Below are 15,553 nucleotides of genomic sequence, written 5' to 3'. Positions count from 1 at the left end.
AGATCTCTGCCAGACATGAAAAAGGGAGGCGCAGTGGCCTCCCCAATTCACGGTGTTCTGACAGCTGTCCGGTTCAGGCTTCCGCTCAGGCCGGGCGCACCAGAACGTGTTTCTTCTTGCCAAGGGACAATTTCACGACGCCTTCCTCGGTCAGGTCGGCAAGCGTGATCATGCGCTTGTCATCCTGCTCCGCCTTGTCGTTGATCCGCACGGCACCGCCCTTGATGTTGCGGCGGACGTCGCCGTTGGAAGCGCACAGGCCTGCATCGACAAAGGCGCTGAGGATACCAAGGCCGGCTTCCAGAGAGGCGCGCGGGATCTCGATGGTCGGCAGGCCTTCGGCCATGGCGCCTTCCTCGAAGGCCTTGCGGGCGGTTTCGGCAGCCGCTTCCGCCGCTTCCCGGCCATGGATCATCGCGGTCGCTTCGGTCGCAAGAACCTTCTTCGCTTCGTTGATCTCAGAGCCTTCCAGCGCGGCAAGGCGGGAGATTTCGTCCAGCGGCAGGATGGTGAAAAGCTTCAGGAACTTCTCGACGTCCGCGTCTTCCGTGTTGCGCCAGTACTGCCAATAGTCATAGGGCGACAGCTGTTCGGCATTGAGCCAGACGGCACCGGCAGCGGTCTTGCCCATCTTGGCGCCGGAGGAGGTGGTCAGCAGCGGTGCGGTGAGGGCGAAAGCGTCAATGCTTTCCTTGCGGCGGATGAGATCCACGCCCGAAAGGATGTTGGACCACTGGTCAGAACCGCCCATCTGCAGGCGGCAGCCGGTCTTCTGGTAGATTTCCAGATAGTCGTAACCCTGCAGCAGCATGTAGTTGAACTCGAGGAAGGACAGATGCTGCTCGCGTTCGAGGCGCAGCTTGACGCTGTCGCGCTGGATCATCTGGTTGACCGAGAAGTGGCGGCCGATGTCGCGCAGGAAGTCCATGTAGTTGAGCTTCAGGAGCCAGTCCGCATTGTCCATCATGATGGCATCGGCCGGACCGTCGCCGAAGGTCAGCAGCTTCTCGAAGATCTTCCGGATGCCGGCCTTGTTCTCTTCGATCGTCTCGTCGGAAAGGACCTTGCGGCTTTCGTCCTTGCCCGTCGGGTCGCCGACGCGGGTGGTGCCTGAGCCCATCAGCGCGATCGGACGGTGGCCGGTCTTCTGGAGCCAGTAGAGCATCATGATGGTGACGAGGGAGCCGGCATGCAGGCTCGGCGCCGTGCAGTCGAAGCCGATATAGGCTGTGACCGTTTCCTTGCACAGCAGGTCATCGAGGCCTTGATGGTCGGAAAGCTGGTGCAGGAAGCCACGCTCTTTCAGAACCTTCAGAAACTCGGACTTGTACTCGCTCATCGTCTTCTCATTCCCATGACGGCATGCCGGGGCGCTGGCGGCGTCCAGACGTTCAAAACACACGGCTGTTGAGCCAAAGCCTGCCTATATCGGATGTGACGGCAAATTTCATCGGGTTGAGGCAAAAAAAGCCGGGAAGGAGGTGAAGCCGTAATCGAAGGTTGCGCATTCTCCCGCCGGCACTATGTCTGAAGGCACAAGTGGCATCAGTCTCAAGCGTTTCTGGGAGGAACAGAATGGGCAAGCGGATCGTATTTACCGGCGGCAGCGGCAAGGCCGGGCGTCATGTGGTGCCCTATCTGATGAACCAGGGTCACGAGGTGTTCAACCTCGATCTGGTGCCGATGGAGCATCCGGGCGTCAATACGCTGATCACCGACCTGACGGACAGTGGCCAGACGTTCAACGCCCTGTCGATGCATTTCGGCTTTGAGGGACTGGAAACCGGCAAGGGACCTGCGCCCGTTGATGCGGTGGTGCATTTTGCCGCCGTGCCGCGCATCCTCATCCATCCGGACAATGTCACCTTCCAGCGCAATGCTGCCTCGACCTACAATGTGATCGAGGCTGCCGTGAAGCTCGGCATCCGCAAGATCATCATTGCCTCGAGCGAAACCACCTATGGTGTCTGCTTTGCGGAAGGGGACAAGGACTATCACGCGTTTCCGCTGACCGAGGAATACGATGTTGATCCGATGGACAGCTATGGTCTGTCCAAGGTCGTCAACGAGAAGACCGCCCGGGCCTTCGCCATGCGTTCCGGGGCGGACATCTACGCGCTTCGAATCGGCAATGTGGTCTCGCCGGAAGACTACGCGAACTTCCCCGAGTATCTGGCAAACCCGCCCATGCGCAAACGCAATGCCTGGAGCTATATCGACGCCCGTGACCTGGGGCAGATCGTGGATCTGTGTGTCCGTAAGGATGGTTTGGGGTTCCAGGTCTTCAATGCGGTCAATGACACGATCACGGCGCGAGAACCTGCCCGGGAGTTCCTCGCCAAATACGCACCGGGCACCCCCGTCACGGGCGAGCTTTCCGGCCATGACGCTCCGATCAGCAACCGCAAGATCCGGGAAGTGCTCGGTTTCAAGGAAGAGCACAACTGGCGGAACTATGTGCCGGAAACAACCAAGGGCTGACTTCGCCTGAAGGGGCGAAGACATGATTTGGGCGGGTGAAACGCTGTCAGGTTGCACTGCACCTTGAAAAGACGGGCAGGGAGGATCATCCTCAAGTTCCGGACATGAGTTCCGGGCTCTCTATCCTCCTCCCGGAATTTCCTGATGACTGCTGATACTTCCCGCCGCCTAGCCCGTAGCCATGGTCTGATCTGTGGCGATATGGCCCCAGGCGCCCGCAACACCATTTGTGATGTTCCCGGCGTGCGCGTCGGTCATGTGACCCAGACCCAAGGCAATCTCAGAACCGGCTTTACGGCCCTGGTGCCTCATCAGGGCAACGTCTTTCGCGACAAGCTTCCCGCCGCCCTCGAAGTCATCAACGGCTTCGGCAAGAGCGCGGGCCTGATGCAGGTCGAAGAACTCGGCACGATCGAGACGCCGATCCTTCTGACCAACACTTTCGCAGTCGGCACGGGCATCAATGCACTGATCCGCAGGGCGATTGCGGAAAACCCGGAAATCGGCCGCTCCACTGGAACGGTCAATCCGGTGGTGATGGAGTGCAACGACGGCTATCTGAGCGATATTCAGGCCATGGCTTTGACAGAGGCTGATGCCCTCGCGGCGATCGCGGTGGCGGGCGAGGATTTCGAACAGGGCAATGTAGGGGCCGGCACGGGCATGAGCGCCTTCGGCTTCAAGGGCGGGATTGGGTCTGCCTCACGGGTGTTCGAGATCGGCGACAAGCCGCATGTTCTTGGGACGCTGGTTCTGGCGAATTTCGGCCGTCCCGGTGATCTGACCCTTCCAGATGGCCGAAAGCCGCATCCTGCCGACGCGCGCCAGACAGAAGAACGCGGATCGGTGATCATCATCATGGCAACGGATGTGCCTATGTCGACCCGGCAGCTGAAGCGCGTCGCCAAGCGGGCAGGGGCAGGTCTCGGACGGCTGGGCGCCTATTACGGCAATGGCAGCGGCGATATCGCCATGGCCTTTTCCACCGCCGGCCGGATCCAGCATTACGAGAACGTGCCCATTCTGGAGCGCAAGGTGCTCTGGGAAGAGCTGATCGATGTCCTGTTCAAGGCCGCCGCAGAAACCACTCAGGAAGCGGTGCTGAATGCCATGATTGCAGCCGATCCGATGAAGGGATACCGGGGCCACAAGCGCCCGAGCCTGCGGGACTGGCTGTTGCCGGGGTAAGGCGCTGTTCAATCAACGGAAGTGGAGCCGTCGAGACTGTTGGAAGTTTGAGCAACTGAATAACAAAAAGGCCGGGCAAATGCCCGGCCTTTCCGTTTGCCGATCCGAATGGGATCAAGCGGAGTAGTACATGTCGAATTCCACCGGGTGCGGCGTCATTTCGTAGCGCATGTTTTCTTCCATCTTCAGGTCGATGAAGCTGTCGATGAAGTCGTCATCGAACACGCCGCCGGCCTTCAGGTACTCACGGTCTGCATCCAGAGAGGCGAGAGCTTCGCGCAGGGAGCCTGCAACGGTCGGGATCTCGGCCAGTTCTTCCGGCGGCAGGTCGTAGAGGTTCTTGTCCATTGCGTCGCCCGGGTGGATCTTGTTCTTGATCCCGTCGAGGCCAGCCATCAGCATGGCTGCGAAGGCGAGGTAAGGGTTCGCGGTCGGATCCGGGAAGCGGACTTCAACGCGCTTTGCCTTCGGGGAGGACGTGAACGGAATACGGCAGGAAGCCGAACGGTTGCCCGAGGAATAGGCCAGCAGAACCGGTGCTTCATAGCCCGGGACCAGACGCTTGTAGGAGTTGGTCGACGGGTTGGTGAAGGCGTTCAGCGACTTGGCGTGCTTCAGGATACCACCGATGTAGTACAGGCACATTTCGCTGAGGTCGGCATAGAGGTTGCCGGCGAACATCGGCTTGCCGTCTTTCCAGATGGACTGGTGGCAGTGCATGCCCGAACCGTTGTCACCGAAGATCGGCTTCGGCATGAAGGTTGCGGTCTTGCCGTAAGCGTGAGCGACCTGGTGAACCACGTACTTGTAGATCTGCATGTGGTCGGCGCAAACGGTCAGGGTGTTGAACTTCACACCCAGCTCGTGCTGAGCAGCAGCCACTTCGTGGTGGTGCTTTTCAACGGAAACGCCCATTTCAGCCATGACGGTCAGCATTTCAGAACGCATGTCCTGGCAGCTGTCGATCGGCGGAACCGGGAAGTAGCCGCCCTTGACGCGCGGACGGTGGCCCAGGTTGCCGGTTTCGTATTCGGTGTCGAGGTTGGACGGCAGTTCGTCGCTGTCGAGCTTGAAGCCGGTGTTGTACGGCTCGGACGCGAAGCGGACGTCGTCGAAGATGAAGAATTCAGCTTCCGGGCCGAAGAAGATGGTGTCGCCGAAGCCGCCGGACTTGACGTAGGCTTCTGCCTTCTTCGCGATGGAGCGCGGGTCGCGGTTGTAGGTTTCGCCGGTGCGCGGATCAACGATGTCGCAGACGATGACCAGGGTGGTCTGTGCGAAGAACGGATCCAGGTGCGCGGATTCCGGGTCGAGGATCAGGGTCATGTCGGAGGCGTCGATTGCCTTCCAGCCAGCGATCGAAGAACCGTCGAATGCCACGCCTTCAGCGAACATGTCCTCGTCGACGAGGGTCACGTCCATGGTGACGTGTTGCAACTTGCCGCGCGGATCGGTGAAGCGAAGGTCAACGAACTTTACGTCCTTTTCCTTGATCAGGCTAAGCACGTCAGAAGCAGTGGTCATCTTGATATCCATCCCTTGTGGTTATCTGCTGTGATCGTTTTGGTTCAACCCGGTCCGCTGCCGCTTGAGCGGGTGTTCTCTTGGGAGGCAGGGTGAACCGGGCGGGGTGGCCGGATCGGCCGGTTGATCGGGATCAGATGGCGTCTTCGCCGGACTCGCCGGTACGAATGCGCACTGCTTCCTCGATATTCGAAACAAAAATCTTGCCGTCGCCGATACGGCCGGTCTGAGCGGCGGACCGGATGGCTTCGACAGCCTTTTCCACCATATTGTCGGTCAGCACAATCTCGACTTTCACCTTCGGCAGGAAGTCGACAACATATTCAGCGCCACGGTAGAGTTCGGTGTGGCCCTTCTGGCGGCCAAAGCCCTTGGCTTCGGTCACGGTGATGCCCTGAAGGCCAACCTCCTGGAGAGCTTCCTTCACTTCATCCAACTTGAAGGGCTTAATGATCGCCTCGATCTTTTTCATCACCTTCTGTCTCTCTCCGAATTTATTGGCCGAATTGTCTGGTTGGATCCGGTTTCCCGGGCCTTGGTACGCTGGAGGCGCATCGGCATCCTGTGCACGGCCTGATCATTTGCACAAGCCGTGCCAACTGTAAGATCGGTACGAAAACGCCGAAAAAAGGGGCATTCCACAGGCATCATGCTTCGGCTCAAAATCGTTTGCCGGGTGAATTGTGATTAGTTTGTGAGCATTATGGTCATTTAATGTGCAGTTTTGATGTAAGTGCCTGCCGGACTCAGCAAGAAATGGGTCCGTCCAGCTTTTGCGGGATATCTGAGGTGGCCGATGCCTGAGGTTGCCGAATGGGATCTTTTCATGCAGCCGCATCAAGCGTAGGCAGAAGGGGCGGGCCATGTGGCGGAGCTCGCAGGATAGATGAATAAGGCGGAAGCGATGGCGGATCTTTGGACAGACGGAGCCTCTGGCGGTGGTGCAAGCCCTGCGGCAAAGTTGGGCGCCAATGGCGGCAACGAGCTGCTGACACCTGCCCAGATGGCGGAAGCTGACCGTCTGACCATCGCCTCGGGGATTTCCGGCATCACGCTCATGAATGCGGCAGGAGAGGCTGTCGCCAATGCGGCGCAGTCCATGCTGACCGCAACGGATCTTCCCAACGTCCTGATCTTGTGCGGGCCGGGCTACAATGGCGGCGACGGTTTCGTCGCGGCCCGCCTCCTTCACCAGCGGGGGCTCGAGGTCAAAACCCTGCTTCTGAAAAAGCCCGGATCGCTCAAGGGGGATGCAGCACTCGCCTTCGAGGAAATGCGCGAGGCAGGGGCGCCCACTTGGCAGGCTCTGACGCCGGCGTCCCTCAAGAAGGGGCTCTCTGAGGCGGATCTCGTGATTGATGCCTTGTTTGGCGCCGGTCTGGACCGTCCCCTTGAGGGCGGCATGGCCAAGCTGGCGGAGATGGTCAATGCGGGCGGGGTGCCTGTCCTGGCGGTCGATCTGCCCTCCGGGGTCAACGGGGCGGACGGATCTGCCGGAGGCGGTGCGATCCAGGCGGCCAGATCCGTGACCTTTTTCCGGCTGAAGCCGGGGCATCTGCTGTTTCCGGGCCGTTCCTATTGCGGCGAAGTGGATTGTGCCCAAATCGGAATCCGGCCGGCCGTGCTTGAGGAGATCGTGCCGGAGCTGACGCTCAATGATGACAGGCTCTGGTGTTCTCATTGGCAGGAGCCGGTCGTCAGTGGTCACAAGTATGATCGCGGTCATGCCGTCGTCTTTGGCGGCCCCATGCATTCGACGGGGGCTGCAAGGCTCGCGGCAGAAGCCGCGCTTCGGGCAGGGGCCGGGCTGGTAACCCTTGCCTGTCCGCCCTCTGCGCTCATGGTCAATGCCTGTCATCTGACCGCAATCATGGTGCACCCCTTGCGTAAAGGGGAGGCCGGGGAGGCTGAGGGGGAGGAAGCCGGTTCTGCCGGGCCGATCCGCGATCTCCTGTCCGACAAGCGGCTCAATGCGGCGCTGATCGGTCCGGGGTTTGGCGTTGGTCCGCAGACGCGTGAATGTGTGATGGCCGTGCTTGGATCCGTCGAGACGGCCGTTCTCGATGCGGATGCGCTGACCTCCTACAGCTCCTCGCCGGAAGCCCTGTTCTTTGCCATTGCCGGATGCCGGGGCTCTGTTGTCATGACGCCGCATGCAGGCGAGTTCCGCCGTCTGTTTCCGGACCTCTTTTCCCTCGACAAGCTGTCTGCTGCCCGTCAGGCCGCCCAGCGGAGCGGGGCCGTGGTCGTGCTCAAAGGGGCGGATACGGTCATCGCGGCGCCGGATGGGCGGGCGGCCATCAACAGCAACGCACCTGCCTGGCTGGCAACGGCCGGATCGGGGGACGTGCTTGGGGGTATTGTTCTGGGGCTTCTGGCTCAAGGCATGCCGGGCTATGAGGCGGCTGCCATGGCTGTCTGGATGCATGGCGAGGCAGGAAGCGAGGCTGGTCCCGGTCTGACCGCGGAAGATCTGCCCGCCAGTTTGCGTCCGGTCATACGCCGGCTTGTGGAAAAGGCCGGGCAGGGGCGCAAGGAAATCCGATGAATGGTCTTGTGAACCAGAAAGCGCCGGTGCTATAGAGGCCCCGCTTGCGCATCGGGCTTCATCGCCCGGTGAAACGGGCATGCGGATGTGGCGGAACTGGTAGACGCACTGGATTTAGGTTCCAGCGCCGCAAGGCGTGGGGGTTCGACTCCCTTCATCCGCACCACTTTTTCCCGAGCCTTTGCCCTTCCTGCCGCTTGAGCGCGTTGGGTGATGCTCGGCACGGACCCGGCGTGATGGCCTAAGTTTCCCTAAATTCTTGTCTTCCAATGATGGCCATGACTTCGACGGCCGTCTCGGACACTCTATAGAAGATGCTGTGAACGCCACAAAGGCTGCGCCTGTAGCCAGGGCGAATGTGGTCTGCTGACGGATAAAGATAGGGATTGCCGCAGAGCTGATCAAAATGCTTGAGCAGCATGTCGTAATATAAATCGGCGCGTTCCTCTCCCCATTGTCGATAGCCGAATTCATAGATTTCGGCGAGGTCTCTGGCAGCACTCTTGCTGAGCGCGAGCCTATATCTCTGCGGCATTCTTGAGCCTTGCCTTGATCCCGGCGCGGATCTGATCCGGTGTCTGGTCTGCCGGGCCGCTTTCTTCAGCCGCAATCAGTTTCTTGCGGATCTGCTCCGTCTCCCTTGCCCTGCGGATCAGGTCGTTGATCACTTCGCTCTTGCTTGCATATTCTTCGCTTTCGACCTGCTCCTTCAGCCATTCGTCGTTCGGCCGGGTCAGGGAAATGCTTTGTCTGGACATAGCTGGTATTCCCGATGCTGGTTCTGAAGTGGTGTGAAGATACACCCAAAATGCACCATGCCTCAATCTGACTTCAAACAGGCGAGGACAAGGGCCCGCTATGGTTTGGCGGGAGTTGGCTATCCTGTGGTTGTATCTACACTTGGCTGGATGCGTTTGCGTTGAATATCGGGCAGGGGGCAACTTGAGGACTTGGCTGCTGCGTTGCAGCAACATTCTCTGTTCCTCCGGCCGGTCCGGCTAATCATCGGGCAGGGCTGTTTTTCGCCTTTTTCACGGGGCTTTCGCCCGTCAAAACCCTGCTCTGCCCTTGACACTTCCGGGGGGACGCTTTATCGCGCTCACATCGTGCGTCTTGGGCTTTGTTCAAGGCGTGCGCTGCCCTTTAGAACGCTTCTGTGAAAAGGGGAGCCGGCAGCGCGGCACACGCGATTCCATAGAAACAAACATCCGGGGCGGTCAGCCGCTACGGACCGAGGACGAAGCAAAACCCATGCAGGTAACCGAAACCCTCGCCGAGGGCCTCAAGCGAGAGCTTAAGATCGAAATCCCGGCTGGCGATCTGGCCGCCAAGCTTGATTCCTATCTGGACGACATGAAGTCCAAGGTACGTATCAACGGCTTCCGTCCGGGCAAGGTGCCGGTTGCGCATCTCAAGAAAGTCTACGGCCGTCAGGCCATGGCAGAAATCCTGTCGAACACCATCCAGGATTCCAGCCAGAAGGCTCTTGAAGACCGCTCCGAGCGTCCGGCTCTGACCCCGGCGATTGATCTGACCGACGACGAAGCTGAAAAGATCCTGGCCGGCGCTGCTGACCTGTCTTTCACCATGTCCTACGATGTCCTGCCGGAATTCGAGATCGCGGATTTCTCCTCGATCGAAATCGAACGTCCGGTGGTCGAGATCGCTGACGAGGAAATCGACAGCCAGATCGCAGAAATCGCGAAGAACAACGTGCCCTTCGAGCCGAAGAAGGTGAAGGCGAAGGACGGTTTCCGCGTGACCATGTCCTACCTCGGCAAGATCGACGGTGAGCCTTTCGACGGCGGCGCTGACGAAAACGGCCAGCTGGTTCTCGGCTCCGGCCGCTTCATCCCGGGCTTCGAAGAGCAGCTCGTCGGCGTGAAGACCGGTGAAGAAAAGACCATCGAAGTCACCTTCCCGGAAGACTACCCGGCTCCGAATCTGGCCGGCAAGGTTGCGACCTTCGACATCGTCGTCAAGGAAGTTGCAGCTCCGGGCGAAGCCAAGATCGATGACGACTTCGCAAAGGGCCTGGGCCTCGAATCCCTCGACCAGCTGAAGGAAATCGTCCGCGGTCAGGTTGAAGGCCAGTTCGGCATGATGACCCGTCAGCGCGTGAAGCGTCAGCTTCTCGACAAGCTGGACGAAGTCTACTCCTTCGATCTGCCGGAAGGCTTGCTGAACTCCGAGTTTGATTCGGTCTGGCGCCAGGTCGAAGAAGACATGAAGCGGAACGGCAAGTCCTTCGAAGACGAGGACACCACCGAAGAAGCTGCGAAGGCTGACTACCGCAAGATCGCTGAGCGCCGCGTGCGTCTCGGTCTGGTCCTGTCCGAAGTTGGTGAGAAGAACAACGTTCAGGTCACCGACGAGGAAATGCAGCGCGCTCTCTACGACCGCGTCCGTCAGTTCCCGGGCCAGGAAAAGCAGGTCTTCGACTTCTACAAGAACAACCAGCAGGCTCTCGCAACCCTGCGCGCTCCGATCTACGAAGAGAAGGTCGTCGACTTCATCCTTGGCCAGGCCAAGGTGACCGACAAGTCCGTCTCCAAGGAAGAGCTGGAGAAGCTGGTCGCTGACGAAGACGACAACGCCTGATCTGGCGGTTCGTCACCTAAAAAATCAGCGGACGCGCCTTTGGCTTTAACCTTGCCTTCACGGCGCGTCTGCGATGACTTTGCGAATGAGGCGACATCCCCTATGTAAGGGATGTCGCTTTTTTCGAGTCAGGCGCTGGGTCGCACCGACGTGACCGGTTCCGCTCCACTTCCTGAAGTCAGTCTGTGCCGCGGCGGGTATGGATGTCTCAAAGCATATGGATGAAGTATGAAGGATCCTGTCGAACTCTACATGAACACTCTCGTTCCGATGGTTGTCGAACAGACGACGCGCGGCGAGCGGGCCTTCGACATCTATTCGCGCCTTCTCAAGGAGCGGATTATTTTCCTCACCGGTCCGATTGAAGATCACCTGGCGACGCTCGTGTGCTCGCAGCTGCTGTATCTGGAATCGGAAAATCCGAACAAGGAAATCGCGCTCTACATCAATTCGCCCGGCGGTCTGGTGACCTCGGGTCTGGCGATCTATGACACGATGCAGTTCATCCGCCCGGCGGTATCGACCCTTTGCATCGGTCAGGCGGCTTCCATGGGCTCGCTGCTTCTGGCAGCTGGCGCCAAGGATTCGCGCTTCTCACTGCCGAACGCCCGGGTCATGGTCCACCAGCCGTCTGGCGGGTTCCGTGGTCAGGCTGCCGACATCATGCTTCATGCCCAGGAAATCCTGAAGATGAAGCGCCGGCTCAATGAAATCTACGTGAAGCACACGGGCCGTTCTCTCGATGAAGTCGAGGAAGCACTCGAGCGCGACAATTTCATGACCGCTGAGCGGGCCAAGGAATTCGGCATTGTCGATAATGTGATCACCGATCGCGCCAGCCTCGGCGCCTGATCAGTCTCACGATTTGTCCACGGATGGTCTGCCGTCCGTGGACAACGCAAGGATCGTCCGGATACCGCGGCTTTTCAGGCTTCGCCTTAAACCTATATTGATTTTTAGGGGCGAAGCATGGACACATCGGGAACCGTGATGTTGTATAATCGGTCCGCAGCGGCACTTTCGAGCCAGATTGCCTAAATTTGGCTCGATCTAGACAGATAAGGGAGGTTCGCCTCCTCTTGAACTCGGGATTGAATAAATGACAAAGGCCAGCGGCAGCGACTCCAAGAACACGCTCTACTGCTCGTTTTGCGGCAAGAGCCAGCATGAAGTTCGCAAGCTGATCGCCGGCCCGACTGTTTTCATCTGTGATGAATGCGTCGAGCTGTGCATGGACATCATCCGCGAGGAGAACAAGTCTTCTCTGGTGAAGTCCCGCGACGGCATTCCGACGCCACAGGAAATCCGCAACGTCCTCGATGACTATGTCATCGGTCAGGGCAGCGCGAAGAAGGTCCTGTCGGTCGCGGTTCACAATCACTACAAGCGCCTCAACCACGCCTCCAAGAACAATGACGTGGAACTGGCGAAGTCGAACATCCTGCTCGTCGGTCCGACCGGCTGCGGCAAGACCCTTCTTGCCCAGACCCTGGCCCGCATTCTGGATGTTCCCTTCACCATGGCGGACGCAACGACCCTGACCGAAGCCGGTTACGTGGGTGAAGACGTCGAGAACATCATTCTCAAGCTGCTCCAGTCCGCCGACTACAACGTCGAGCGTGCTCAGCGCGGCATCGTCTACATCGACGAAGTGGACAAGATCAGCCGCAAGGCCGACAATCCGTCCATCACCCGCGACGTGTCGGGCGAGGGCGTGCAGCAGGCCCTGCTGAAGATCATGGAAGGCACCGTTGCCTCTGTTCCGCCCCAGGGTGGCCGCAAGCATCCCCAGCAGGAGTTCCTGCAGGTGGATACGACCAACATCCTGTTCATCTGCGGCGGTGCGTTCGCAGGTCTCGACAAGATCATCTCCGACCGCGGCACCCAGACCTCGATTGGCTTCAAGGCTCAGGTCCACGGACCGGAAGACCGCCGCATCGGCGAACTCTTCACGCTGCTGGAGCCGGAAGATCTGCTGAAGTTCGGCCTGATCCCGGAATTCGTCGGCCGTCTGCCGGTCATCGCGACCCTGGAAGATCTGGACGAAGAAGCCCTGGTCACCATCCTGACCGAGCCGAAGAACGCCCTGGTCAAGCAGTACCAGCGTCTGTTCGAGATGGAGTCGGTCGAGCTGAGCTTCCACGACGAAGCGCTCAAGGCGATTGCCCAGCGGGCGATCGAGCGCAAGACTGGTGCCCGCGGGCTGCGGTCGATCCTCGAAGCCATCCTGCTCGACACCATGTACGAGCTGCCGGGCCTCAAGGGCGTCAAGGAAGTTGTGATCTCCGCGGAAGTGGTCAAGGGCGAAGCGCGTCCCCTCTACATCTACGAAGACCGGGAAGAAAGCTCCGCAACGAGCGCCTGATCGGGCACTTCGCGCAGCGTGAACCGGTGATCCGGATTCCTTGCAAGGATTTGAAATGCCGCCTCCGGGCGGCATTTTTTATGGGAAAACGGCAAATTCCGCCGGGTTTTCCACGGGCTTTGGAGTCGTCAACAGGCTGGGTGACTGAGTTTGTGCACTCTCCTTGACACCGGGCAGGCAGGTGTCCACCTAATAAGGCAACGTGACGGCTAAGCGTTCTGGATTCATGCCCATTCGGGGTGGTCCGGTTCGGCCTTCGCGGGCACCTCCCGCCCGCTGCCGTCTGAAAGTATCCCGAGCCGCCACTTCAGATGGGACCGGGATGCGCAGAGAAAGGAATGGAAATGAGCGAAACAGAAATCCGCTCTGTGGATGAAGACGGTACCGCCGTCTATCCTGTGCTGCCCCTCCGCGACATCGTCGTCTTCCCGCATATGATCGTGCCGCTGTTCGTCGGCCGCGAGAAGTCCATAAAGGCTCTCGAAGAGGTCATGACGACGGACAAGCACATCCTGCTCGCCACCCAGGTGAATGCCGCCGATGATGATCCGAACCCGGATCAGATCTATGAGGTCGGCACTCTGGCCACGGTTCTGCAGCTCCTGAAGCTGCCGGACAACACGGTCAAGGTCCTGGTCGAGGGCGGCGCGCGTGCGCGGATCGACAGCTACTCCGACCGCTCCGACTATTACGAAGCAACGGCCACGGTTCTCCCTGAGAAGGACAATGAGAACATCGAGGTCGAGGCACTGTCCCGTTCGGTCGTGGCCGAGTTCGAGAACTATGTGAAGCTGAACAAGAAGGTTTCACCGGAGGTTCTTGGCGCGGTCAACCAGATCGAGGACTATTCCAAGCTGGCAGACACCATTGCCTCGCACCTGGCTATCCGGATTCAGGAAAAGCAGGAGATCCTGGCGATCGTGTCCGTGGCCGAGCGTCTTGAGCGTATCCTCGGCATGATGGAGAGCGAAATCTCCGTCCTGCAGGTGGAAAAGCGCATCCGCTCCCGTGTCAAGCGCCAGATGGAGAAGACCCAGCGCGAGTACTATCTGAATGAGCAGATGAAGGCCATTCAGAAGGAACTTGGCGACGGCGAAGATGGCCGCGACGAGATCGCCGAACTGGAAGAGCGGGTCAAGAAGACCAAGCTGTCCAAGGAAGCCCGTGAGCGCGCGGCTGCCGAAATCAAGAAGCTGAAGCAGATGAGCCCGATGTCGGCGGAAGCCACCGTCGTGCGCAACTACCTCGACTGGCTGGTCGGCATTCCGTGGGGCAAGAAGAGCAAGGTCAAGAATGATCTGGCTCTGGCCGAAAAGGTGCTTGATACGGATCACTATGGCCTGGAGAAGGTCAAGGAGCGTATCGTCGAGTATCTCGCCGTGCTCAGCCGCGCAAACAAGCTGAAGGGTCCGATTCTGTGCCTTGTCGGCCCTCCCGGCGTCGGCAAGACCTCCCTCGGTAAGTCCATCGCAAAGGCGACCGGCCGTGAATTCGTCCGCATGTCCCTTGGCGGCGTGCGTGACGAGGCCGAGATCCGTGGTCACCGCCGCACCTACATCGGCTCGATGCCCGGCAAGGTCATCCAGTCAATGAAGAAGGCGAAGAAGTCCAACCCGCTCTTCCTGCTCGACGAAATCGACAAGATGGGCATGGACTTCCGTGGTGATCCGTCCTCTGCGCTTCTGGAAGTGCTGGATCCGGAACAGAACGGCTCCTTCATGGACCATTACCTCGAGGTGGAATACGACCTGTCGGACGTGATGTTTGTCACCACGGCCAACACGCTCAACATTCCGGCTCCCCTGATGGACCGTATGGAAGTGATCCGCATCGCCGGCTACACAGAAGATGAGAAGGTGGAAATCTGCCGCCGTCACCTCATTCTGAAGGCCGAGAAGGATCATGGCCTGCGCGACGGGGAATTCTCGATCACCGACGAAGCCCTCCGTTTCGTGGTTCGCCGCTACACCCGTGAAGCGGGCGTGCGTAACCTTGAGCGCGAAATGGCGACCCTGGCCCGTAAGGCGGTCAAGGACATTCTCATGACCGAAGCAAAGTCGATCACTGTCGATGAAGCCATGGTCGAGAAGTACCTCGGCGTGCCGCGTTACCGCTATGGTCAGGCGGAACTGGAAGATCAGGTCGGTGTCGTCACCGGTCTTGCCTGGACGGAAGTGGGCGGCGAGCTGCTGACCATCGAAGGCGTCATGATGCCCGGCAAGGGCAAGATGACGGTCACGGGCAACCTGCGCGACGTGATGAAGGAATCGATTTCCGCGGCTGCATCCTATGTGCGCTCGCGTGCGATCGACTTCGGCATCGAGCCGCCGCTGTTCGACAAGCGTGACATTCACGTCCACGTTCCGGAAGGGGCAACCCCGAAGGATGGTCCGTCTGCCGGTATCGGCATGGCAACGGCCGTGATCTCCACCTTGACCGGCATTCCGGTGCGCCGGGATGTGGCCATGACGGGTGAAATCACCCTGCGCGGCCGGATCCTGCCGATCGGCGGTCTGAAGGAAAAGCTGCTCGCGGCTCTGCGCGGTGGCATCAAGAAGGTGATGATTCCGGAAGACAACGCCAAGGACCTGGCGGACATCCCGGACTCGGTGAAGAACCTTCTCGAGATCATCCCGGTTTCCGGAATGGACGAGGTTCTGAAGCACGCTCTGGTTCGGGTTCCGGAGCCCATCGAATGGGACGAAGCCCAGGCAGCTGCCGCTGAGAAAGCCGCCAAGAAGGCCGCTTTGGAGGACGAATCGGCGGGCATCATTGCCCACTGATTTTCCCCTGAACCTGTGAACAAGTGGAAAGCCCCGGCAAAACCGGGGCTTTTCTTTTGAATA

At 59.5% G+C, this 15,553-nt stretch carries 12 protein-coding genes and 1 tRNA gene; 8 read left to right on the top strand and 5 right to left on the bottom strand.

Translation table 11 applies throughout. The features are described 5' to 3' along the window. Positions 1–85: 85 nt before the first annotated feature. A complete protein-coding gene (tyrS, locus tag BUA94_RS07435) occupies positions 86–1,339 on the bottom strand; it encodes a tyrosine--tRNA ligase (RefSeq protein WP_073011333.1) in 1,254 nt (417 codons plus the stop codon). A gap of 236 nt (positions 1,340–1,575) precedes the next feature. On the opposite strand from tyrS, the gene BUA94_RS07430 reads away from it, so the two are divergent. Together BUA94_RS07430 and BUA94_RS07425 are read left to right on the top strand one after the other, a co-directional pair. Then, positions 1,576–2,481 carry an NAD-dependent epimerase/dehydratase family protein gene (locus tag BUA94_RS07430; RefSeq protein ID WP_073011330.1) on the top strand — a complete coding sequence of 302 codons (906 nt, stop codon included), beginning with the start codon at positions 1,576–1,578 and terminating at the stop codon, positions 2,479–2,481. Between the two features lie 144 nt (positions 2,482–2,625). Continuing rightward, positions 2,626–3,669: a DmpA family aminopeptidase gene (locus BUA94_RS07425; RefSeq protein ID WP_073011326.1), complete on the top strand. Its 1,044-nt coding sequence runs from the start codon at positions 2,626–2,628 to the stop codon at positions 3,667–3,669. A 114-nt stretch (positions 3,670–3,783) separates the two neighbouring features. Here the strand turns inward: BUA94_RS07425 and glnA are convergent, their stop codons facing one another. Together glnA and BUA94_RS07415 are read right to left on the bottom strand one after the other, a co-directional pair. Then, positions 3,784–5,193 carry a type I glutamate--ammonia ligase gene (gene glnA / locus BUA94_RS07420; RefSeq protein ID WP_073013716.1) on the bottom strand — a complete coding sequence of 470 codons (1,410 nt, stop codon included), beginning with the start codon at positions 5,191–5,193 and terminating at the stop codon, positions 3,784–3,786. Positions 5,194–5,326: 133 nt separating this feature from the next. Then, positions 5,327–5,665, bottom strand: a complete 339-nt coding sequence (locus tag BUA94_RS07415; RefSeq protein WP_073011323.1) for a P-II family nitrogen regulator — start codon at positions 5,663–5,665, stop codon at positions 5,327–5,329. 414 nt (positions 5,666–6,079) lie between these two features. Here BUA94_RS07415 and BUA94_RS07410 point away from each other — a divergent pair, with 414 nt between their 5' ends. Both BUA94_RS07410 and BUA94_RS07405 read left to right on the top strand, forming a co-directional pair. After that, positions 6,080–7,741 (top strand): NAD(P)H-hydrate dehydratase, encoded by a 1,662-nt coding sequence (locus BUA94_RS07410; protein WP_268877514.1) that lies wholly within the window; start codon positions 6,080–6,082, stop codon positions 7,739–7,741. 81 nt (positions 7,742–7,822) lie between these two features. Then, positions 7,823–7,907, top strand: a tRNA-Leu gene (locus BUA94_RS07405). A gap of 75 nt (positions 7,908–7,982) precedes the next feature. Here BUA94_RS07405 and BUA94_RS23965 read toward each other — a convergent pair. Then, complete coding sequence (locus BUA94_RS23965) at positions 7,983–8,276, bottom strand: type II toxin-antitoxin system RelE/ParE family toxin (RefSeq protein ID WP_073011321.1); 294 nt, start codon at positions 8,274–8,276, stop codon at positions 7,983–7,985. Continuing rightward, positions 8,260–8,499 (bottom strand): ribbon-helix-helix domain-containing protein, encoded by a 240-nt coding sequence (locus BUA94_RS07395; RefSeq protein ID WP_073011318.1) that lies wholly within the window; start codon positions 8,497–8,499, stop codon positions 8,260–8,262. The genes BUA94_RS23965 and BUA94_RS07395 overlap by 17 nt, the downstream gene beginning before the upstream one ends. Before the next feature lie 493 nt (positions 8,500–8,992). Here BUA94_RS07395 and tig point away from each other — a divergent pair, with 493 nt between their 5' ends. The 4 genes from tig (at position 8,993) to lon (ending at position 15,490) form a co-directional block, all read left to right on the top strand. After that, positions 8,993–10,342 carry a trigger factor gene (gene tig, locus BUA94_RS07390; protein WP_073011315.1) on the top strand — a complete coding sequence of 450 codons (1,350 nt, stop codon included), beginning with the start codon at positions 8,993–8,995 and terminating at the stop codon, positions 10,340–10,342. 228 nt (positions 10,343–10,570) lie between these two features. Further along, positions 10,571–11,194, top strand: a complete 624-nt coding sequence (locus BUA94_RS07385) for an ATP-dependent Clp protease proteolytic subunit (protein ID WP_073011312.1) — start codon at positions 10,571–10,573, stop codon at positions 11,192–11,194. Between the two features lie 247 nt (positions 11,195–11,441). Continuing rightward, positions 11,442–12,707 (top strand): ATP-dependent Clp protease ATP-binding subunit ClpX, encoded by a 1,266-nt coding sequence (gene clpX, locus BUA94_RS07380; RefSeq protein ID WP_073011309.1) that lies wholly within the window; start codon positions 11,442–11,444, stop codon positions 12,705–12,707. 344 nt (positions 12,708–13,051) lie between these two features. Beyond that, positions 13,052–15,490, top strand: a complete 2,439-nt coding sequence (gene lon / locus BUA94_RS07375; protein WP_073013714.1) for an endopeptidase La — start codon at positions 13,052–13,054, stop codon at positions 15,488–15,490. Positions 15,491–15,553: the final 63 nt, after the last annotated feature.

Source organism: Roseibium suaedae (assembly GCF_900142725.1).
Taxonomy (GTDB): domain Bacteria; phylum Pseudomonadota; class Alphaproteobacteria; order Rhizobiales; family Stappiaceae; genus Roseibium; species Roseibium suaedae.
This window is presented reverse-complemented; position numbering and strand designations above follow the sequence as displayed.

What these genes read in the sequence shown, in the direction of transcription:
- clpX (WP_073011309.1), top strand. Translation starts at nt 11,442, where the DNA reads ATGACAAAGGCCAGCGGCAGCGACTCCAAGAACACGCTCTACTGCTCG.
- BUA94_RS07430 (WP_073011330.1), top strand. Translation starts at nt 1,576, where the DNA reads ATGGGCAAGCGGATCGTATTTACCGGCGGCAGCGGCAAGGCCGGGCGT.
- BUA94_RS07395 (WP_073011318.1), bottom strand. Translation starts at nt 8,499, where the DNA reads ATGTCCAGACAAAGCATTTCCCTGACCCGGCCGAACGACGAATGGCTG.
- BUA94_RS07425 (WP_073011326.1), top strand. Translation starts at nt 2,626, where the DNA reads ATGACTGCTGATACTTCCCGCCGCCTAGCCCGTAGCCATGGTCTGATC.
- BUA94_RS07415 (WP_073011323.1), bottom strand. Translation starts at nt 5,665, where the DNA reads ATGAAAAAGATCGAGGCGATCATTAAGCCCTTCAAGTTGGATGAAGTG.
- tig (WP_073011315.1), top strand. Translation starts at nt 8,993, where the DNA reads ATGCAGGTAACCGAAACCCTCGCCGAGGGCCTCAAGCGAGAGCTTAAG.
- glnA (WP_073013716.1), bottom strand. Translation starts at nt 5,193, where the DNA reads ATGACCACTGCTTCTGACGTGCTTAGCCTGATCAAGGAAAAGGACGTA.
- tyrS (WP_073011333.1), bottom strand. Translation starts at nt 1,339, where the DNA reads ATGAGCGAGTACAAGTCCGAGTTTCTGAAGGTTCTGAAAGAGCGTGGC.
- BUA94_RS23965 (WP_073011321.1), bottom strand. Translation starts at nt 8,276, where the DNA reads ATGCCGCAGAGATATAGGCTCGCGCTCAGCAAGAGTGCTGCCAGAGAC.
- lon (WP_073013714.1), top strand. Translation starts at nt 13,052, where the DNA reads ATGAGCGAAACAGAAATCCGCTCTGTGGATGAAGACGGTACCGCCGTC.
- BUA94_RS07410 (WP_268877514.1), top strand. Translation starts at nt 6,080, where the DNA reads ATGAATAAGGCGGAAGCGATGGCGGATCTTTGGACAGACGGAGCCTCT.
- BUA94_RS07385 (WP_073011312.1), top strand. Translation starts at nt 10,571, where the DNA reads ATGAAGGATCCTGTCGAACTCTACATGAACACTCTCGTTCCGATGGTT.